Origin of the sequence: Micromonospora qiuiae, assembly GCF_016863555.1 — a bacterium.
Lineage (GTDB): Bacteria > Actinomycetota > Actinomycetes > Mycobacteriales > Micromonosporaceae > Micromonospora > Micromonospora qiuiae.
On record NZ_BOPC01000055.1, the window covers coordinates 42,930 to 62,415 of the forward strand.

At 71.2% G+C, this 19,486-nt stretch carries 16 protein-coding genes; 7 read left to right on the top strand and 9 right to left on the bottom strand.

Annotated elements, in window-relative coordinates; translation table 11 throughout:
- Window positions 1-35 precede the first annotated feature (35 nt).
- The 5 genes from Vqi01_RS19945 (at window position 36) to Vqi01_RS19965 (ending at window position 5,996) form a co-directional block, all read left to right on the top strand.
- Window positions 36-3,098: an AfsR/SARP family transcriptional regulator gene (locus tag Vqi01_RS19945; RefSeq protein WP_275408830.1), complete on the top strand. Its 3,063-nt coding sequence runs from the start codon at window positions 36-38 to the stop codon at window positions 3,096-3,098.
- A gap of 236 nt (window positions 3,099-3,334) precedes the next feature.
- Window positions 3,335-3,826, top strand: coding sequence for a cyclic pyranopterin monophosphate synthase MoaC (gene moaC, locus Vqi01_RS19950; RefSeq protein ID WP_204036334.1), 492 nt, complete (start codon window positions 3,335-3,337; stop codon window positions 3,824-3,826).
- On the top strand, window positions 3,823-4,305 hold the full coding sequence (locus tag Vqi01_RS19955) for a MogA/MoaB family molybdenum cofactor biosynthesis protein (RefSeq protein WP_204036349.1): 483 nt from the start codon (window positions 3,823-3,825) through the stop codon (window positions 4,303-4,305). The genes moaC and Vqi01_RS19955 overlap by 4 nt, the downstream gene beginning before the upstream one ends.
- 30 nt (window positions 4,306-4,335) lie before the next feature.
- Window positions 4,336-5,583 (top strand): molybdopterin molybdotransferase MoeA, encoded by a 1,248-nt coding sequence (locus tag Vqi01_RS19960; RefSeq protein ID WP_204036351.1) that lies wholly within the window; start codon window positions 4,336-4,338, stop codon window positions 5,581-5,583.
- Window positions 5,577-5,996 (top strand): molybdenum cofactor biosynthesis protein MoaE, encoded by a 420-nt coding sequence (locus tag Vqi01_RS19965; RefSeq protein ID WP_239098521.1) that lies wholly within the window; start codon window positions 5,577-5,579, stop codon window positions 5,994-5,996. Before Vqi01_RS19960 ends, Vqi01_RS19965 begins: the two co-directional genes overlap by 7 nt.
- A gap of 6 nt (window positions 5,997-6,002) precedes the next feature.
- On the opposite strand, the gene Vqi01_RS19970 is transcribed toward Vqi01_RS19965, so the two are convergent.
- Together Vqi01_RS19970 and Vqi01_RS19975 are read right to left on the bottom strand one after the other, a co-directional pair.
- The gene (locus Vqi01_RS19970; RefSeq protein ID WP_204036335.1) at window positions 6,003-7,445 is read right to left on the bottom strand and encodes a glycosyltransferase 87 family protein; all 1,443 of its coding nucleotides are present in this window, start codon (window positions 7,443-7,445) and stop codon (window positions 6,003-6,005) included.
- A 203-nt stretch (window positions 7,446-7,648) separates the two neighbouring features.
- Window positions 7,649-8,194, bottom strand: coding sequence for a DoxX family protein (locus Vqi01_RS19975; RefSeq protein WP_204036336.1), 546 nt, complete (start codon window positions 8,192-8,194; stop codon window positions 7,649-7,651).
- A 126-nt stretch (window positions 8,195-8,320) separates the two neighbouring features.
- On the opposite strand from Vqi01_RS19975, the gene Vqi01_RS19980 reads away from it, so the two are divergent.
- Entirely contained in the window at window positions 8,321-8,866 is a 546-nt protein-coding gene (locus Vqi01_RS19980; RefSeq protein ID WP_204036337.1) for a GNAT family N-acetyltransferase, read from the top strand.
- A 112-nt stretch (window positions 8,867-8,978) separates the two neighbouring features.
- Complete coding sequence (locus Vqi01_RS19985) at window positions 8,979-10,424, top strand: polysaccharide pyruvyl transferase family protein (protein WP_204036338.1); 1,446 nt, start codon at window positions 8,979-8,981, stop codon at window positions 10,422-10,424.
- A gap of 16 nt (window positions 10,425-10,440) precedes the next feature.
- On the opposite strand, the gene Vqi01_RS19990 is transcribed toward Vqi01_RS19985, so the two are convergent.
- The 7 genes from Vqi01_RS19990 to Vqi01_RS20020 all read right to left on the bottom strand — a co-directional run bounded on the left by Vqi01_RS19990 (window position 10,441) and on the right by Vqi01_RS20020 (window position 19,318).
- A complete protein-coding gene (locus Vqi01_RS19990; RefSeq protein WP_204036339.1) occupies window positions 10,441-11,676 on the bottom strand; it encodes an ATP-binding protein in 1,236 nt (411 codons plus the stop codon).
- A 135-nt stretch (window positions 11,677-11,811) separates the two neighbouring features.
- Window positions 11,812-12,537 carry an LppU/SCO3897 family protein gene (locus Vqi01_RS19995; RefSeq protein WP_239098522.1) on the bottom strand — a complete coding sequence of 242 codons (726 nt, stop codon included), beginning with the start codon at window positions 12,535-12,537 and terminating at the stop codon, window positions 11,812-11,814.
- 34 nt (window positions 12,538-12,571) lie between these two features.
- The gene (locus Vqi01_RS20000) at window positions 12,572-15,769 is read right to left on the bottom strand and encodes a UvrD-helicase domain-containing protein (RefSeq protein WP_204036340.1); all 3,198 of its coding nucleotides are present in this window, start codon (window positions 15,767-15,769) and stop codon (window positions 12,572-12,574) included.
- Window positions 15,770-15,830: 61 nt separating this feature from the next.
- Entirely contained in the window at window positions 15,831-17,129 is a 1,299-nt protein-coding gene (locus Vqi01_RS20005; protein ID WP_204036341.1) for a metallophosphoesterase, read from the bottom strand.
- A gap of 13 nt (window positions 17,130-17,142) precedes the next feature.
- Window positions 17,143-17,391 (bottom strand): MoaD/ThiS family protein, encoded by a 249-nt coding sequence (locus Vqi01_RS20010; RefSeq protein ID WP_204036342.1) that lies wholly within the window; start codon window positions 17,389-17,391, stop codon window positions 17,143-17,145.
- Window positions 17,392-17,393: 2 nt separating this feature from the next.
- Window positions 17,394-18,407 carry a GTP 3',8-cyclase MoaA gene (moaA, locus tag Vqi01_RS20015; protein ID WP_204036343.1) on the bottom strand — a complete coding sequence of 338 codons (1,014 nt, stop codon included), beginning with the start codon at window positions 18,405-18,407 and terminating at the stop codon, window positions 17,394-17,396.
- On the bottom strand, window positions 18,404-19,318 hold the full coding sequence (locus Vqi01_RS20020; RefSeq protein WP_204036344.1) for a fructosamine kinase family protein: 915 nt from the start codon (window positions 19,316-19,318) through the stop codon (window positions 18,404-18,406). The genes moaA and Vqi01_RS20020 overlap by 4 nt, the downstream gene beginning before the upstream one ends.
- Window positions 19,319-19,486: the final 168 nt, after the last annotated feature.

The window sequence follows — 19,486 nt, forward strand, 5'->3', positions numbered from 1 at the left end:
GGGCCGCCGCTAAGCTGCGTACAGTGATCCTTTGAATGCAGTCAGAGGGGCCGGTGCAGATTCAAGTCCTCGGCGGTCTCGTGGTGCGCCTTGCCTCGGGGGTACTGCCTCCGGGAACGCCGAAACAGCGGACAGTTCTGGCCATGCTTGCCTGCCACGCGAGCCGACTGGTCTCGGTCGAGCAACTTGTCGATGAGCTGTGGCCCGAGGCGCCGCCGTACTCGGCCGTGCCCAATGTGCGTACTTATGCCGCTAATCTGCGCCGTGCGCTGGAGACAATGGCGCCGGATCGAAAGGTGTTGATCAGAGACCGGGGCGGTTACCGTCTCGATGTCGATCCTGCCCGGGTGGACGTCTTCGCCTTCCAGGCGGAGGTCGCCGAGGCTCGCCGGCTCGCCGGCTCGGACGACGCAGCGGCGGCCGCCCTGCTGTCCCGGGCACTGCCGGCCTGGCGGGGGCCCATGCTCACCGGCGTCTCGCTCGGTCCGGCGCTCGCCGCGCACGTGGCCGCCGCGACCGAGGACCGGATGCTGGCAGCCGAGTTGTTCGCCGAGCTGAGCATCGAACTCGGCCGCTACGACGACGCTCTGCCGGTGCTGCGGGAAATGTTGATCATTCAGCCGTTGCGAGAGCCGGCCCACCTGCTTCTCATGCGGGCGCTCCACCTGCGCAATGACCACGCCGGGGCGATCGCAGCGTACACGGCCGCTCGGCGGGCGCTGCGCGAACAACTGAACATCGAACCGGGCGTGGAATTGCAGGAGTTGTATCTCCGTATCGTCGAGCAGAAAAGGACGATTCCGCGGGAATTGCATATCGACGCTCCTGCGTCGTCCACTCGGGCACCTGTGGAAATGGCCGAGCGAACGGATCAGTCGTATCTTTTCTTCCCCCGAATGGTCTCGGGCTTCGTCGGCCGGGCGACCGCTATCGAGCATCTGGTGTCCGAGAATCGGCGGGCCGGTGAGTACGGCCCCGCCGTGCACCTGATCGACGGGATGGCCGGCAGTGGGAAGACCTCATTGGCCGTACATGTCGCCCAGCGGCTCGTGGAACGTTATCCGGATGCCCAGTTGTTCATCGATCTCAAGGGCCACAACCGAGCCGAGAAGATGGACTCGGCGATCGCGCTGGCGACATTGCTGCGCCAGCTCGGCGTGCCGGGCGGCCGGATACCGTCGGAACCCGGAGATCGCCTCTTGTTCTGGCGCCGAGAGTTGGCCAGCCGCCGGGTGATCATTGTGCTGGACAACGCGGCGGACGCCGAGCAGATTATTCCGTTGCTGCCCACCAGCGCAGGAAGCGCGGTGATCGTGACGTCGCGGCGGCGGATCACCGGCTTGGACGTCGGGCCGCCGGTGTCGCTGCCCGTGATGGAGTTGGCGGAGGGCACAGCGCTGCTCGCGTCGACCGTGGGCGCCGATCGCGTGGCGGTGGAGCCCGAAGCCGCGGCGGCCGTGGTGGAGCAGTGCGGCCACCTGCCGCTGGCGATCCGGCTCGCCGGATCTCGGCTGGCGCACCGCCCGACCTGGCGGGTGGCTGATCTCTCGGCCCTGCTGGCGGACAACGCTTCCCGGCTCGACCATCTCGCGTCGGGTGACCGGAGCGTGGCGGGGGCGTTCGCGGCTTCCTACGAACCCCTGGAGGAATGCACGAAACGTTTGTTCCGGCTGCTCAGCGTTCATCCGGGTGACGAGTTCGACGTGATTGTCGCCAGTGCGCTCTCCGGGCTGCCCCACGACGGCACCATCGACGCTCTGGACAGTCTCCTCGATTGTCATCTGATCGAGGAGGTGGAGCCGGGGCGCTACCGGATGCACGATCTCATGGGGCAGTACGCCCACGAGTTGTCGCTCCGACACGACGCCGCGCACGCGCGGGATCAGGCGCTGTCGGATCTGATCGACGTCATGCTGCATCGGTCCTTCCCCGTGGCCGACAATCTTGAGTCCAGGGCCGTGCGGAAATATGTGACCCTCGGTCCGCCGCGCCGGCCGGATCTCCTGGACATCGCCGCACCGTCGACGGAAGAGTGGGTGGAGGACGAAAGATCCAATCTGGTGGCGCTCGTCGTACGGGCCCGTGAATGGGGACACCACGATCAGGTCTGGCGCCTGGCGAGAATGTTGTGGCGTTTCCTCTATGTGCGGGGTTACTTCGACGACATCATCCGAACGCACCTCGCCGGGCTTGCCTCAGCAGAGGCCGCCCAGGACGAGGCCGCGGCTGGCATCATGCACAACTACGTCGCATCCGCCCATCTGCGTACGGGCAACTTCGGGGATGCGCTGAAGCACGTCAGTGCTGCGGTGAGCATCGCCGAGCGACGTGGCGACGTGGAGCGCATCGGGCGATACCGAGTCAACCTGGTTGCTGTCCACTGGATTCGTGGCGAACTCTCCGAAGCGGTGCGGGTCGGGCTCGAAGGGCTGCGGAACGGACAGGATCTCGACGAGGTGCCGACCTTTCTGCCGAATGTGGGGCTTGCCCTGATGCTGCTCGGTCGCAACGACGAGGCTCTGCACCTGCACCGCCTGCACCTCTACCTGGCCCGCCAGGCCGGTAACCGGTTTCACCTGCTCAACGCGCTGGGTCACATCGGTGCCGTGAAGTGCCGCGTGGGACGCTACGAGGAGGCGATTCGGGCGCTGCGCGCCGCACTGGTGCTGCGCAGGCGCACGGGCCACCGCTATGCGGAGGCGGAGGTAGAGAACGACCTCGGCATCGCGCTTCGAGGTCTGGGTCGCCTGGACGAAGCGGTGCTCCACCACGAGGCGGCCAGACAGTTGGCGGTCGAGTCGGGTGAGCCACACGTGGAAGCGGCGGCGATCAATGACCTGGCGGTGACCCTGGTCAGCTCGGACGTCAGCCGGGCGATCGACCTGCACCGTGAGGCGTTGCGGGTGGCCGCCCGGATCGCCCATCCGTACGAGCAGGGGCGGGCACTGGCCGGGCTGGCCGAGCACCTGGTCGCCACCGATGCCGTGGAAGCCCGCCGACACTGGGAGCGGGCGTTGGCGATTTTCCGGCGGATGGGAGTGCCGGAGCGGTCCGAGGTCGAGCGTCGCCTGGCTGAGCTCGGCCACAGCAGAGTGTGACTACTGATCACGACCACGCGCGCTTCTTATCGAGTTCTTATCGGCGGTGTCGGTACCGTCGGTGGCGTTCGCTGACGGGGGGAGATCGGCCAGCTGGCGGGTCTCGTCGGGGCATCTGCCGTCGGATTTCCCCAGAGTCCGACAGCAGACTGGTGAGGAGGGAGCGGCATCTTCGTGTCGTTCCCTCCAAAACACCAGGACCGGCCTCGTCGTACCGGAGAGATAGGCTGCCGACCGTGACCGAACCCGCCCAGCTCACCCACGTCGACGCGGCCGGCGCAGCGCGCATGGTGGATGTCTCCGCCAAGCAGGTCACCGGCCGCTCGGCGACCGCCGCCGGCCGACTACGCACCACCCGCGAGGTGATCGAGCTGCTGCGCCGCGACGGGCTGCCCAAGGGCGACGCGCTCGCGGTCGGTCGACTCGCCGGCATCATGGGCGCCAAGCGCACCCCCGACCTGATCCCGCTCTGTCACCCGATCGCGCTGCACGGCGTCACGGTCGATCTGGCGCTGACCGCCGACACCGTCGAGATCAGCGCGACCGCCCGCACGGCCGACCGCACCGGGGTCGAGATGGAGGCGTTGACCGCGGTCGCTGTCGCCGGCCTGGCCCTGGTCGACATGGTCAAGGCGGTCGACCCGGCGGCCAGCGTCGACGCGGTCCGGGTGCTGAGCAAGGAGGGCGGCAAGACCGGCCGGTGGGAGCGTCCGGAGAGCCGGCCGTGATCCGCGCCCGGGTGGTGGTCGCCTCCAATCGGGCCGCCGCCGGTGTCTACGCCGACACCAGCGGTCCACTGCTCGTCGCCGGCCTGCGCGAGCTGGGCTGCGCGGTGGAGGAGCCGGTGGTGGTGCCCGACGGTGAGCCGGTCGGCGAGGCGGTGCGGGCAGCCGTGGCGGACACCGTCGACGTGGTGCTGACCAGCGGTGGCACCGGGGTCAGTCCCACCGACCGCACCCCGGACGTGACGCGCGACCTGCTCGACTACGAGATTCCCGGCATCGCGGAGGCGATCCGCGCGCACAGCCGAGACACGGTGCCCACCGCAGCGCTGTCCCGGGGCGTGGCCGGGGTGGTCGGCCGCACGCTGGTGGTGAACCTTCCCGGCTCGACCGGCGGGGCCCGCGACGGCCTCGCCGTACTAGGGCCGATCCTCGCGCACACCGTCGACCAGTTGCGCGGTGGCGACCATCAGGGGACCGGATAGGCTCGGCCGGTGGGTTCAGTGAGAACGGAACTGCCCTCCGGCGACGACCGGATCACCGCGCCACCGCCGGCCGGTTGGGCGGAGGCGCGCTCCCGGGTGTACGCGGTCGGCCTGGCCGCCGCACTGCCCGCCGTCGAGCGACCGCTCGCCGAGACCGACGGGCACACCCTCGCCGAACCGCTCACCACGCGTACCGATCTGCCTGCCTTCCCGACGTCCAGTGTGGACGGCTGGGCGGTGCGCGGCGCCGGCCCGTGGCGGGTGGTCGGCCGGGTGCTGGCCGGTTCGGCACCGGCGCCGTTGACCCAGGACGGTACGACCGTCGAGATCGCCACCGGGGCGATGGTGCCGGAGGGCACCTCCGCGGTGCTGCGGGTGGAGGAGTCGACGCGTACCCCCGACGGGTTGGTCGACGGTGTGCCGCGCGCCGCGCCGGAGTGGCGCCGACCCGGCGAGGAGGCAGCCGCCGGTGAGGAACTGCTGCCCGCCGGGGCCTTGGTGGACCCGGCGGTGATCGGCCTGGCCGCGTCCTGTGGGCACGACACCCTGCGGGTACGCCGGCAACCCCGCGCCGCGCTGCTGGTCTTCGGCGACGAACTGCTGACCGCCGGCCCACCCGGTGCGGGCCGGGTCCGCGACGCGTTGGGTCCGGCGCTGCCGGCCTGGCTTCGCCGGTACGGCTGCCAGATCCGCCCGACCGACGTGGTCGGACCGGTCGCCGACACGCTGCCCGCCCACGTGGCCGCCCTGCGCACCGCGCTGACCGGGGCCGACCTGGTCTGCACCACCGGTGGCACGATGCACGGTCCGGTCGACCACCTGCACCCCGCGCTGGCGGCGCTGGGTGCGGACTACGTGGTCAACACGGTCGCGGTGCGTCCCGGCTTCCCCATGCTGCTGGCCCGGTTGGTTGGCACCGATGGTCGGGTCCGGTTCGTCGCCGGCCTGCCCGGCAACCCACAGTCCGCCGTCGTCGCCCTGGTCTCGCTGGTCGCCCCGCTGCTGGCCGGGCTCGCCGGCCGAACGATGCCGGTTCTGCCCCACGCCACGCTCGCCGAGCCTGTCGCGGGGCGCGGTGACCACACTCACCTGGCTCTGGTCCGCCGCGATCCGGTGACCGGTACGGCGCACCCGGTGCGTCACGTCGGCTCGGCGATGCTGCGCGGGCTCTCGGTCGCCGACGGGTTCGCGGTGATCCGGCCCGGCACCGCCGGCAAGGTCGGGGACGAGGTGCCGGTCGTGCCCCTGCCGCTGCTCCCGGAAGACCGGGCATGGTGATGGTGCTCGGTGGGGTCACCGACCAGCCGCTGGATCTGGCCGCGCACGAGACGGCGGTCGCCGATCGCCGGGCCGGCGCCGTGGTCTCGTTCGCCGGCGTGGTCCGCGACCACGACCACGGTCGCCCGGTGACCAGCTTGGAATACGAGGGGCATCCGAGCGCCGAACGAGTGCTCCGCGAGGTCGCCGACGAGATCGCCGCCGATCCCGAGGTGTACGCCGTGGCCGTGTCGCACCGGATCGGTCCCCTCGCCATCGGCGACATGGCCCTGGTGGCGGCGGTCAGCACCGCGCACCGGGCCGCCGCGTTCGCCGCCTGCGCGCGGCTGGTCGACGAGGTGAAGGCTCGGCTGCCGATCTGGAAGCGGCAGGTGTTCGCCGACGGCACCGAGGAATGGGTCAACTGCCCCTGACGCCGTTCACCTGCGGGCGTACAGTAGCGCGGCCCGCGCCATCCGGTCGGTGTGGAAGGCCGGTTCGGCGCCGGGACGCCAGGGCAGTGCGGCGACCAGCACGATCAGGGCCAGCGCCAGGGAGTTCTCCATCAGCGCGCCGAACAGGCCGTCCTGGTAGTGCGAGACTTCCGGCAGTTGGTGTTCGTACGGCCAGATCGGGGAGATCAGGAAGATCAGGTAGAGCCCGACGGCGGCGACACCGTGCCGGAGGCCGGTGAGCGTCGGATACCCGATCGGCGGGCGGAGCACAGACCACACCGACGATCCGCCCTGTGGGCCGGGTGCGGTACGCGGGACCAGCCCGCGGCTGGCGTCACGGCGGCGTACCGCGTGATCGACCAGCACGATGATGGCCGGGATCACCCAGACGAGGTGGTGCGTCCAGGAGATCGGGCTGATCACGTTGGCGGTCAGGCCGACCAGGGTGAAGGCGGTCAGTTCGTCGCCGTCGGAGTGGGCGTCGGCGGCCCGGGACAGGCCGAGCGCCAGCACCAGCACGGAGAACGCGAGCCAGAGCAGGCCGGGAGTTTCGATCGAGTCGTAGAGCCGCGCGAGGAGTCCGGCCAGGGACTGGTTGGGCGTCATGTCGGCGGCGCCCACCCGCTCGGTCTGCCACAGCACACCGCCGAAGTAGGCCCGGGACTCGGCGCCGACGATGCCGAAGCTGCCGAGCGTGACACCAATGGCGGTGCCGATCGCGGTGCTGGCGACCCGCCACTGCCGGGTGATCATCAGGTAGAGGATGAACAGGGCGGGGGTCAGCTTGATGGCGGTGGCCAGACCGATGCCCACGCCAGCCCAGGCGCCGCTGTAGACGAACCGCAGCAGCGGGCCGTCGCCCTCGGTGTAGTGCGTGCCCCGGCGCGAACGCCAGCGCAGGGCGATCAGGTCGGCCATCACCAGAGCGAACAGCAGCAGGTTCACCTGTCCGTAGCCGAGGGTCTCCCGGGTCGGCTCGATGGCCACGGCGAGCGGCGTGGCGATGGCCACCGTGTACCAGAGCGGCCAGCCCAACCGGTCGACGATCGGGCGCAGCAGCGCGGCCAGCACCAGAGCCAGCGCGGCGATGCTGACCGCGGCGTTCACCAGACCGGCCGCCGCCACCGGAAGGTGCGCCATGGGCAGCATGGCCAGCCCGGCGAAGGGCGGGTAGGTGAAGCCCAGGGTGGTGTCGGGCGCAACGAATTCGTACAGCTCGTGGCCGCTCGCCCACCAGACCACCGCGCCGTGATAGATCTTCATGTCGAAGAAGTTGTACGGCCGCCCGAAAACACCGATGGCAAGCCATGCGGCGTAGGCGACGGCGGCCACGATGCCGATCCGTACGACTGTCCTTCGATCGATCCCACCGGTTACGCGGCGGACTGCGGCGAGGCGGTCCAGCCCTCCACCGACACTCGCCGGCATGGCGTGGCCACCCCCGTACCAAGGTCGTCCTACCCGTCCAGGTCCGGTAGGGAGCCTAGAGCCGCGCCTCACGTCATGCCTCCCGCGTTATGCGACCGTGTCCGATCCCACACACTCTCTTGACATTTCCACCGCGTTAACGCCTAGCGGGCGGTTCGGGTGATTCGTGGCGTTGGCGGGGGTGAGGGATGGATAATCGCAGCTCAGCCTGGGAGCCGACGAGCGGTGGCAGCCGAGCGGACGGCGATGCGAGCCTCCCGGCGGGCGGTCCGGACGGCACGGCGCACGGACCGTCGGGAATGGCCGATACGGTGCCCGGCCCGCCAACGGAGTCCTGGCTTGCCCTCCGTGTCGGCCGCAGCCAGCAGCAACCCGCCGAAGAGACCGAGGTTCTTCAGGAAATGGATCTGGTTGTTGATCCGCTGCGCGGGATCGTCCTGCTTCCAGAAGGGATGCCCGGCGAGGGTCACCGGGATCAGGGTGCCGGCGAGCACCAGGGCGGCCGGCCGGCTGAACCTGCCGGTCGCCAGCATCAGCCCGGCACCGAACTGCACCGCCGAGTGGGCCCGGATCAGCGTCTCGGTGTCGGTGGGGATGCGCCGGTCTGCCCGCTCCAGCAGCGGGGTCACCCGGTCGGTGACCGGTTTCGCGGCGGGCACCAGGCGGTCGGGGTTGGCGAAGCTCTTCGCGCCGCTGACCACGAAGATGCCGCTCAACATGGCGCGGGCCAGGGACCGTACGGGCGTCATGAACCAGTCATACCCTGTCTCGGGCGGCGCCATGCCCCGCAACGTCTGATGTCGATCGACCGGGTGGCGTACGCCAGTTCCAGGGACCACCGCCGATGGACGCGCCACACCGGGTAACCTCGCCGCGTGGCGACGCTGCGACTACGCCCCGAGGATCCGGCCGACACCGGGGCGATCCGCCGGGTGCTGGCCGCCGCCTTCGCCCGTCCCGACGTGGCCACGCCACCCGAGGTACGGCTCGTCGACGAGCTGCGCGCCAGCGACGCCTGGCTGCCGGCACTGGCGATGGTCGCCGAGTACGGCGGTGAGATCGTCGGTTACGCCCTGCTCACCCGGGTGTTGGTCCGCTCCGCCGAGGGCAACCGGCAGGCGCTCGCTCTCGGCCCGGTGGCGGTGGCACCGCATCGCCAGCGGATCGGGCTCGGCACCGCCGTGGTGCAGGCCGCCCTCGATGCGGCCACGGAACTCGGTGAGCGGCTGGTCGTGGTGCTCGGTGATCCCGGGTACTACCGACGGTTCGGGTTCAGCCGGGCCGACCGGATGGGCCTGACCAGCCCCTGGTCCGGGCTGGGCGAGCCGTGGCAGGCCCTGGTGCTGCCGCCGTCGATCAGCGGCGAGCTGCCCCCGCCGCAGGGCGACGTGATCTTTGCGCCGCCCTGGTCGAAGGTCTGATCGCCGGCACTTGACCCGCTCAGCAGCAGGTGGTGGCGCCGGTGGCCAGACCGCTAGCATCGAACCACTCACGGGGATCAATCGCACATTCGCCCATGGAGGCTCCAACCCGATGACCCGCGTCCTGTTGCGTTCTGCCAAGGACCCGTTCACCCCGGTCAGCCCGGAGCTCTCCCTCGCGCTGTACAAGAACGGCATTTTCGGGCGGAACGTCGGCAACCTGGTCTTCACCGAAGCGGTGCACAAGCTGATCAGCGTGCCGAATTACGAGGTGGTCTCCAACTCCTTCCTCAGCGAACGGCCCGGCGTGGACCAGGCGTACGTGGACCGGATCAACGAGCAGTTCGACCTGTTCGTGGTGCCGCTGGCCAACGCGTTCCGGCTCAGCTTCCTGGCGAACCTCAAGCGCCTCACCTGGGTGATCGAGCAGCTGCGAATTCCGGTCGTGGTGGTCGGCGTCGGCGTCTCGGGTGGCAGCGGTAGCCTCGACAACCCGTTCCCGCCACCGACCGACGAGCTGCGCGTGGCGGTGCGCCGGTTCGTGCGCGCGGTGCTGGACAAGTCGGCGACGATCGGCGTACGCGGCGAGTTCACCCGGGCCTACCTCGCCGAGCTGGGCTTCGGCGACGACGTGGTCGACGTTGTCGGCTGTCCGTCACTGTTCCGCGACGGCCCGAACCTTCAGATCACCAAGCGGGTCCCCGCACTCATGCGGGAGAGCCGCTTCACGATCAACATCTCCCCGTACGTGCCCCTGATGGACGAGGTCGGGACCCGGCACGCCGAGCGCTACCCGAACATGGTCTACGTGCCGCAGGACGACAAGGACCTCGAGCTGCTGCTGTGGGGCACCAACCCGGAGAAGGTCCGGCTGAAACTGCCGCACCACACCGGCCACCAGCTCTACCGGGAGGACCGCATCCGGTTCTTCGTCGACGCCTCGACCTGGAGGCGCTACCTCGCCGAGCGGGAGTTCTCCTTCGGCACCCGGATCCACGGCAACATCGCAGCACTGGCCGCCGGCACCCCCGCCTACGTCCTGGCGCACGACAGCCGCACCCTGGAGCTGGCCCGGTACCACGACATCCCGCACAGCCTGGTGCCCGACCTGACCCCCGAGGTGGACGCCGCCGACCTCTACGCCGAGGCCGACTACACCGCCTTCAACGCCGGGCAGGCGCAGCGCTGGGACCACTTCGCCAGCTTCCTGGAGCGCAACGGCATCGAGCACATCTTCCAGCCGGGCAAAGCCAACCCCGGCTACGATGCGCGGCTGGACGCCGCCGGGCTGCCGCCGCCGGTCACCACGCTGATGACCACCGATCCCGAGGACCGCGAGCGGATCACCGCCCGGATTGCGGAGCTGTACTCGCTGGGCGGGTTCCGCGCGCTGCGCAAGGCACACAAGCCGCAGTTCCCGTTCCCGCACACCAGCGCCCAGCGCGAAAGGCTGGTGGGCGGAGAAAAGACGTCCGCCGTACGGCGCCTGCCCGTACCCGTACAGTCCGCGCTGCGTCGCAGCCGCGCGATCGCCAAGCGGATCCGCCGCCAGCCCTGAGGAGGATCCGGCCGGCTCAGGCCGGTTGGGTGCGCAGGTAGCGGCCGAAGTGCGGGACGGTGAAGGCGACCGTGCCGCGTTCTCCGGAGTAGATCAGCCCTTTCTTGATCAGCGCGTCCCGGGCTGGGGAGAGGCTGGCGGGCTTGCGGCCCAGGGCGCGGGCGATCTCCGCGGTCGGCACCGCCGCATCCATGTCGTCCCGGCCGACGCCCTCGGCCGCGCTCTCGACCAGGGAGAGCGTCGCCATCGCGCGCATGTACTCGCGTTCGGCCGGGGTGGCCCGCTCGAACCGGGAGCCGAAGAAGCCGACGGCCAGTTCGGCCTCGGCTTCCGGGGCGGCGACCCGGACGTCGGCCACCGTGATCGGTGACCGTGGGGCATGGTCCCAGGTGGCCTTCCCGTACGCCTGGACGAAGTACGGATATCCGCCGGACTTCTCGTAGAGCAGATCCAGCGCCTTGACCTCGTACTCCACGTCCTCTCGCTCCGCCGGCGCGCAGAGTGCCTGGTCGGCGGCGAGCCGGTCGAGCCGATCGATGCGCTGGTAGCGGAACAACCGCTCGGAGTACGACTTGGCCGCGCTCAGCACCGCCGGTAGGTGCGGCAAGCCGGCACCGACCACGATCAGCGGTGCGCCGAGTTGGGAGAGTTCGTGGCACGCGGCGCAGAGCGCGGAGACGTCCTCCGGCCCGAGATCCTGCATCTCGTCGATGAAGATGGCGATGCCGGTGCCCACGTCGCTGGCGACCGAGGCGGCGTCGGTGAGCAGTTCCACCAGGTCGATCTCGATGTCGCCGGAGTCGGCGCGTCCGGCGGCGGCCGGTACGTCGATGCCGGGCTGCCACCGGTCGCGCAGTTTCGGGACGCCGCGTCCGGTCGGGGTGCTCCGCTGGGCGAACGCCTTCAGCACCCCGAGAAAGGCGTCGATCCGGTCCGGTGCCCGGTGCCGGGGCGCGAGTTCCCGGACGGCCATGTGCAGGGCTGCGGCGATCGGCCGGCGCAGCGACTGCTCGGGCCGAGCTTCGATTTTTCCGCTGCCCCAGAGGCGGTTGATCGCCTGTGAGCGCAGGGTGTTGAGCAGGACGGTCTTGCCGACACCGCGCAGCCCGGTGAGCATCAGGCTGCGCTCCGGGCGGCCCCTGGCGATCCGTTCCAGCACGATGTCGAAGACGTCCAGTTCCCGCCCTCGCCCGGCCAACTCGGGTGGGCGCTGACCGGCGCCCGGCGCGTACGGGTTGCGGACCGGATCCACGAATCGCAGAGTATCGGCCCATCTAGCTGAGGGGCTAGACATGGATAGACGGAGCTACGGCGTGTCGGCTCTCGACATAAAACTAGTGCTGTCTAGCTTCCACGCTAGACAGCACTAGTTTTGGTAATCGATCGGTCAGTCGCGCTGCTTGAGGCAGAGCACGAAGTCCAACGAGTCCAACTCGCTGTCGTAGAAGTACCAGTTCGTGTAGCCGTCCACCTGGGCGCACTTCGTCTCGGCGTCCCTCGCCCCGCCGGTCTTGCCGTCGAAGCGGCGCAGCACCTCGTACGACTTCGGGACGCAGTCGCTGATCGCCAGCTTCGGCTTGCCGCCGTTTGATGCGTCGTTGCGGACGCACTGGCCCGCTTCGACGAACCGGGGATCGGTGGACGAGTTGGCGGCCCGGGCACTCGGCGTCGGCTTTTCGTCGTCATCCTCCGGGGCGTCGGTCGGGGCCACCGGCTCCTCGGTCGGCGCGGCCACCGCCGTCGACGGCTCGTCGTCGCGCCCGAGCAGGTAGAACGCCGCCCCACCGCCCAGGACAAGCATCAGGACCGCGCCCAGTGCGGCGAGCAGCGGCCCTCGCCCGCGCCTGCTCGGCGGTGGCGTCGGCTGCCCGGCATACGCGGTCCTGACATCGTATTCGGCCCGCCGCTGGCCGTCGTGGTACACCGACTGCTGCTGGCCGCCGTGGTACGCCGGCCCCTGCTGGCCGCCGTCGTACGTCGGCTCGGCGGGCCGGTGCGGTGCCCCGCCGTAGACCTGCCCCGAGCCGTAGACCTGTCCCGAGCCGTACGCCTCACCGGGGTGCGGCTCGTGCCACGGGTGTCGGCCGCCACCCGGTGATCGGTAGTTCGCCATGCACCCCTCCTGCGCCAACGGTTGACGATACTGGTCAGATCAGCCGCAGCTGGCGGTCCTTCGGCCGGCGGGTTTCGCCGCGGTCGCCGAGGCGCTCGAACAGACCTGGGTCGATCACGTCGAGGAACGGCGACGGCCGGCACTCGCGTTCCGACCCGTGCCGGGTCCGGCGAGCGGCGTGACTGACGTAGAGGCGGTCCTGCGCACGGGTCAACCCGACGAAGAACAACCGCCGCTCCTCGGCCACCGCCTCCTCGTCGGGTGTGGTGCCGGGCCAACGCAGCGGCAGCAGCCCGTCCTCGGCACCGACCAGGAAGACCACCGGGAACTCCAGGCCCTTGGCAGCGTGCAGGGTCAGCAGGGTGACCGCCTCGGCGCGCGGGTCGAGCGCGTCCACCTCGGCGCCGGTGGCGAGCTGGGACAGGAACATCTCCAGGTCGTCGCCGCAGCGGCGGGCCAGCGGCGTCAGCAGGTCGACGGCGGTCCGGACGTCGGATGGGCGCACCCCGCCGGTGCCGTCGAGGGTGGGGACGGCGAACCGCTCGGCGAGCAGCTGGCCGGCGAGGCGTACCCGGGCGGGTAGCGCGCCGTCGAGCCCCGTGGCGTGCCGCAGCTCACGGGCGATGGCCGCCACGCCGGGGCGGTCCCGTAGCCGGTCGTGCGAGCGCTTCTGCACCGGGACGTTGGCCCGGGACAGGGCGTCCACGATCGGCGCGGCCTGCGAGTCGGTCCGGTAGAGCACGGCGATGTCCGAGAAGGACAGCGTGGTCGACCGGCCGTCGATGCGCCCCGAGTCCAGCGACCGGTGGGAAAGGCCGCCGACCAGCTCGTCGATGGTGCGTACCACGAAGTCGGCCTCGTCGGCGACGGAGGCCGCAGCGTACCGGCCGACCAGCGGGGCCTCCGGGTCGAGCCGGGCCGGGTCCAGCCGCCGGCCCCGGACCAGCGACGACGGCGCGATGGCCTGCACCGCGGCAGCCAGGATCGGCGCCGAGGACCGGTAGTTGCGGTTCAACCGGACCAGCCGGGCGTCGGTGAAGTCCTGCGAGAAGCGCAGGAAGTACCCGACGTCGGCGCCCCGGAACGAGTAGATCGCCTGGTCGGGGTCGCCGATCGCGCACAGGTTGCCGTCGGCGGGGCTGAGCAGGCGTAGCAGTTCGTACTGCACCGCGTCGACGTCCTGGTATTCGTCCACGAAAATCCACTGCCATCGGTCCCGGTACCGCTCGACCAGTTTCCGGTCCTCGCGCAGCAGCGCCACCGGCAGGGTGAGCAGCTCGTCCAGGTCGACCATGCCCTGCTTGCGCAGCAGCGCCAGGTAGCGGGCCGGGTCGTCACCGGCCTCGGTCCGCGCCGCCGCCCGGTCCGCGTCGTCGGCGATCCGGAAGTCCTCCGGCAGGCCCGCGGCTCCGGCGTTCTCGCGCAGGATGGTCAGCCCGAGCGAGTGGAAGGTGCCCACGGTGACGTCCTCGGCGACCGGGCCGAGCAGGCCGTCGAGGCGGTGCCGCAGCTCCTCGGCGGCCCGCCGGGTGAAGGTGATCGCCAGGCAGCGCTCGGGGAAGACGTTCAGCTCCGCGCAGAGGTAGGCGATCCGGTGGGTCAGCGTACGGGTCTTGCCGGTGCCCGGTCCGGCCACGATCAGCAGCGGCCCACCGGGCGCCGAGGCGGCCACCCGTTGCATCGCGTCGAGCCGGTCGAGCAGCCCGGTGCCGACCTCCTCCATCCCGGCGAGCATCGGCTCGAACGGCTCGTGCGGGGAGGGCTGCGGCGCGATCGGCGGCGCCGGCGGTGCCGGCCTGCGCTTCGGCTCGGCCTTCGCCGCCGGCCGCTTCGCCTTGGCCTCCGCCCTGGCCGGCGGCTCCGCGGGCCGCCGCTGCGCCGGCACCGGTACGTCGAACAGTGTCTCCTGCCCCGCCGACCTGCCGGCGGCACCCAGCTCGGTCGGGTCGAAGAGCGTGATCACGCCGTACTCGCCGTCGTAGCCGGGCACCCGCCGGACCTCGCCGCGGCGCAGCCGGCCGATGCCCTCGGCGAGCAGTTCCCCGCCGACCCGGCCGATCTCGTCCAGCGGGGCGCGGGTCAGGATCTCCAGCTCCGGGCCGAGCGCGGCGACCAACTCGGTGAGCTTCCCCTCGACCTTCTTCGAGCGCGGACCAACCTTGTTGATCTCGCCGAGGATCTCGGCGAGCTGGATCAGGTGGGTCACCTCGGGCGCGTGTTCCGGTCGGTACCCCTCGGGCCGGTCGGCCAGGTCCTCCACCCGGCTCAGTACGCCCACCGTCAGCGGCTTGCCGCACTCCGGGCACTGCCCGCCGGCCTTGCGGGTGCGCTCGGGCGACCAGTTCACCCCGCACAACCGGTGGCCGTCCGCGTGGTACTTGCCCTCCTCGGGGAAGAACTCGATCGTGCCGGCCAGCCCGTCGCCGGTGCGCAGCGCCTCTCGGATGCCGAAGTAGTCCCGAGCCGAGGCGAAGACCGTCGCCTCACGGGCCAGCGCGGGTGGTGAGTGTGCGTCCGAGTTGGAGACCAGCCGGTAGTTGTCCAGGCTGCCGACCCGCCAGTTCATCTCCGGATCCGAGGAGAGCCCGGTCTCCACGGCGAAGACGTGCCCGGCGAGGTCGGCGTAGCAGTCGGCGATCGCGTCGAAGCCGGACTTCGAGCCCAGCGCGGAGAACCACGGGGTCCAGATGTGCGCCGGGACGAGGTAGCCGTCGTCGCTCGCCTCCAGGGTGATCTCCAGCAGGTCGCGGGAGTCCAGACCGAGGATCGGCCGGCCGTCCGAGCCCAGGTTGCCGATCCGGCCCAGCGCGGCGTTGAACCGGCCCACCGCGTCCAGATCCGGCAGGTAGATCAGGTGGTGCACCTTCCGCGTCCGGTCGTCCCGCTTGTAGATCGTGGAGATCTCCACGCTGAGCATGAACCGGACCGGGGCGGTCTCCGCCTCGCTGGCCAGCTTCGGCGGCAGTCGGCGGGCGATGTCCCGCTCCGCCTCCGGAGCCAGCCGGTACAGGCCGGGCTCGGCCGGACGCAGCGTCTCGCGCAGGTGGTCGTACCAGGCGGGGTGGGTGAAATCGCCGGTGCCGAGCACCCCGATGCCCTTGCGCCTGGCCCACCAGCCGAGGTTCGGCAGGGTCAAATCACGGCTACAGGCCCGCGAGTACTTCGAGTGGATGTGCAGGTCCGCGACGAAGGGCGGGCGGCCACCGGGGGGTACGACGTTGAACGGAGGCACGCCGCATCCTGCCACGACCGGCCGGGCCCGCGCGCGGCGCCACGCTCAGAGGTGAGGTGCGCTATTGCGAGCGGAGCTCGACGAGGGTGATCTGAGGCTCCGCACCGACCCGCACCGGCGGCCCCCAGAAGCCGGCGCCGTTGGTGACGTAGACCTTCGTGCCATCCACCTCGCCCAGGCCGGACACGACCGGCTGTTCGAGCGCGACCAGTAGGTTGAAGGGCACGATCTGACCACCGTGGGTGTGACCGGAGAGTTGCAGGTCGACCCCGTACTTCGCCGCCTCGACCGCCGCCACCGGCTGGTGGGCCAGCAGCACCACCGGCCGCGACGGGTCCCGGTCGCCGAGCGCGGCGGCGTAGTCGGCGGGCGCGGACAGGCCGGTGCCCGCCGCGCTGACGTCGTTGACCCCGGCCAGATCGAGTACGCCGCCCCGGGCGGCGATCTCCAGCCGCTGGTTCTGCAACACCCGCAGCCCGAGCCGGTCGACCTCGGTCACCCACTCCTCGACGCCTGAGTAGTACTCGTGGTTGCCGGTGACGAAGTAGCTGCCGTAGCGGGAGCGCAGCCCCCGCAGCGGGGCCGCCGCCTCACCCAGCTCGGCCACCGACCCGTCGACCAGGTCACCGACCACGGCGACGATGTCGGCATCCAGGCGGTTGATCGCGGCGACGATCTGTTCGGTGTGCTTGCGGCCGCGCAGCGGTCCGATGTGGATGTCGGAGACGGTGGCGATACGCAGGCCGTCCATGCTCCGAGGCAGTTTGGCCAGCGGGATCTGCACCCGGTCCAGCTGCGGCGGGCCCATGGCGGTGCGTACGCCGGAACCCACCAGGCCGGCGGCGGTGATCCCGGCGAAGATCGCGGCACCCCGGGCGAGCAGGAGTCGTCGGCCCGGGTCGTGGTCCGGCCCGACCGCTCCGGCGGCCGGGGGTTCGGCCGGCTCGTCGCTCGACGGCAGCGCGGCGGCCGGCGCCAGCGGGTCGGCCGCTGGCGCCGGGGCCAACGGACCGGGGGCGGCCGGGCCGACCAGCACCGGCTCGGGCACGGCGGCGGCCGCCTGGCGGCGCAGCACCAGCCGCGCCACGAGCATCGGGACCTCCAGCGCGGCGAGCAGCACCATCAGGTAGAACATCAGCGCGAGCCAGACGTAGCCCGGCCAGGCGAGCCAGTACATCCCCACGTTGGTGCCGACCAGCGTCACCGGTATCAGCACCGCCAACACGACCGCCGCGATCGTGCCGCCCCGCCGCCACCGTCCCGCCGTGGTGGTGTCCTTGACCAGCCGCTTCCACAGGTAGAGATGGATCAGCCCGGTGATCAGGGCAAGGGTGGTCACGAAGCCGAGTACCGCGAACACGTGTGGCTCCCCCTCAGCCGCCAGCGAAGGGAGGAAGGACGTCGATCGTCACTCCGGCCGGCAGCGGTTCTCTCCGATCATGACAGGTCACTCCGTCGACCAGATAACTCGCCACGGCCAGGATGGGCACCAGCCGCTCGCCGTGCCGCTCGGCCAGCTCCGCCACCAGGTCGTCCAGCGAACGGCCGGCGGGTACGGCCTCCTCGGCGCGGCCGGCGGCGGCTCGTGCACCGGCGAAGTAGCGGACGGTGACAGTGGTCATGATCAACCTCCGATGGCTGACATCGGCCGGGTGGGCTGCAGGAAGGTCGGATCGTCGATGCCGTGTCCGGCCCGCTTGCCCCAGGTCGCCGCCGACCAGAGCCGGGCCAGTTCGTCGTCGTCCGCGCCGGCCCGCAACGCGCTGCGCAGATCGGACTCCTCGTTGGCGAACAGGCAGTTGCGTACCTGCCCGTCGGCGGTGAGCCGGGTCCGGTCGCAGTCGCCGCAGAAGGGGCGGGTGACCGTGCCGATCACACCCACCCGGGCCGGGCCGCCGTCGACCAACCAGGTCTCGGCCGGTGCCGCGCCGCGCTCGGCCGGGTCCGGGCTGAGCTCGTACGCGGTGCGCAGCCCGGTCAGGATCTCCTCGGCGGTGACCATGGCCGCGCGGTCCCAGCCGTGCTGGGCGTCCAACGGCATCTGCTCGATGAAACGCAGTTGGTAGTCGTGTTCGAGGGCGAAGCGGAGCAGCGCCGGTGCCTCGTCGTCGTTGACGCCGCGCATCAGCACGCTGTTGATCTTCACTGGGGTGAGGCCGGCGGTAGCCGCGCCGGCGAGGCCGGCCAGCACGTCGGGCAGTCGATCCCGCCGGGTGAGCCGGGTGAACCGTTCCCGGTTCAGGGTGTCCAGCGAGACGTTGACCCGGTCGAGGCCGGCGTCGCGCAGCGCCGGGGCGAGCCGTTGCAGACCGATGCCGTTGGTGGTGAGCGAGAGTCGAGGGCGGGGATCGAGCGCGGCGACGGCGGCCACGATGCCCACCAGACCGGGACGGATCAGTGGCTCACCGCCGGTGAACCGCACCTCGGCCACGCCGAGCCGGCACACCGCGACGCGGATCAGCCGGATCACCTCGTCGTCGGTGAGCAGTTGTGGCCCGGCCAGCCAGGGCAGACCTTCGGCGGGCATGCAGTACGTGCAGCGCAGATTGCACTTGTCGGTCAGAGAGACCCGCAGGTCCCGGGCGACGCGGCCGTACCGGTCGACGAGGACGCCGCCGGTCGGCGGGGCCACGCTCACCCGTTGACCGTAGCGCGCCCGATCCCGGCCAGGGCAGCGCGGGCGCGGTCGCGGACCGAATCCCGGTACGCCCCACCGAACAGGGCGGTGTGCACCAGCAGCAGATGCAGCTGGTGCAGCGGCACCCGGTCCCGCCAGCCGTCGGCCAACGGCCAGGTCTCCTGATACGCGGCCAGGATCCGATCGGCGTGCGGCGGGCCGCCGAAGAGCGTGAGCTGCGCGAGGTCGGTTTCCCGGTGCCCGCCGTGCGCGGCCGGGTCGACCAGCCAGACCCGGTCGTCGGCGTCCCAGAGCAGGTTGCCCGGCCAGAGGTCGCCATGGATCCGGGCCGGCGGCTCCTCCCCGCCGACCTCGCCGATCCGGGCCACCACCTGCTCGACCAGCGCGGCGTCGGCGTCCTCCAAGGCACCATTGTCGACCGAGCCGCGCAGGTACGGCAGCAGCCGCGCCTGGGCGAACCATTCCGCCCACGGCCCCTGGTGCGGCGTGTTGTCCGCTGGCAGCGCACCGATGAACCCGGTCCACGGTGCCCCGAAGGCCGACGCGCCGGCCCGGTGCAGGCCCGCCAGCTCGCGCCCGAAGCGCTCGGCCGCCTCCGGGCCGGGCTCGCCCGGCTCGACCCACTCCAGCGCGAGCAGGTCGGGCAGCGCCACCAGCACCTCCGGCACGGCCACCGTGCCGGCCTCGCGCAGCCAGCGCAGCCCGGCCGCCTCGGTGGCGAAGAACCCCTCGGGCACCGGCCGCCCGGCCCGCTCCGGCCAGGTCTTGGCGAAAATCGAGTGCCCGTCGTCCAGGGTCAGCCGGGACGCCAGACAGATGTCGCCGCCCGGCACCGGCGTCTCCCGGATCCGCTGATGCGTCAGAAACGTCGGCAACTGCTCCGGATGCTCCCGCAGATACCCCAGCTCCATACCCACCAGCTTCCCAGAAGGGCATGTAAGAGCGGCCGGGAATATGGCGGTGGCGGCGCAGGCGGGTCCTGGCACGTCAGGCGGCCGACCGATGAGATCACGTCCGCGACCGCACCGTCGCACAAGACACCGCAACTCGCGGCCCAGCACCCAGGACACTCGCGACCA

Coding starts and splice junctions, on each gene's coding strand:
- Vqi01_RS19945 (WP_275408830.1), top strand. CDS start 36: ATGCAGTCAGAGGGGCCGGTGCAGATTCAAGTCCTCGGCGGTCTCGTG.
- Vqi01_RS19965 (WP_239098521.1), top strand. CDS start 5,577: ATGGTGATGGTGCTCGGTGGGGTCACCGACCAGCCGCTGGATCTGGCC.
- Vqi01_RS20020 (WP_204036344.1), bottom strand. CDS start 19,318: ATGGAGCTGGGGTATCTGCGGGAGCATCCGGAGCAGTTGCCGACGTTT.
- Vqi01_RS19995 (WP_239098522.1), bottom strand. CDS start 12,537: ATGGCGAACTACCGATCACCGGGTGGCGGCCGACACCCGTGGCACGAG.
- Vqi01_RS19975 (WP_204036336.1), bottom strand. CDS start 8,194: ATGACGCCCGTACGGTCCCTGGCCCGCGCCATGTTGAGCGGCATCTTC.
- Vqi01_RS19985 (WP_204036338.1), top strand. CDS start 8,979: ATGACCCGCGTCCTGTTGCGTTCTGCCAAGGACCCGTTCACCCCGGTC.
- Vqi01_RS19970 (WP_204036335.1), bottom strand. CDS start 7,445: ATGCCGGCGAGTGTCGGTGGAGGGCTGGACCGCCTCGCCGCAGTCCGC.
- Vqi01_RS20010 (WP_204036342.1), bottom strand. CDS start 17,391: ATGACCACTGTCACCGTCCGCTACTTCGCCGGTGCACGAGCCGCCGCC.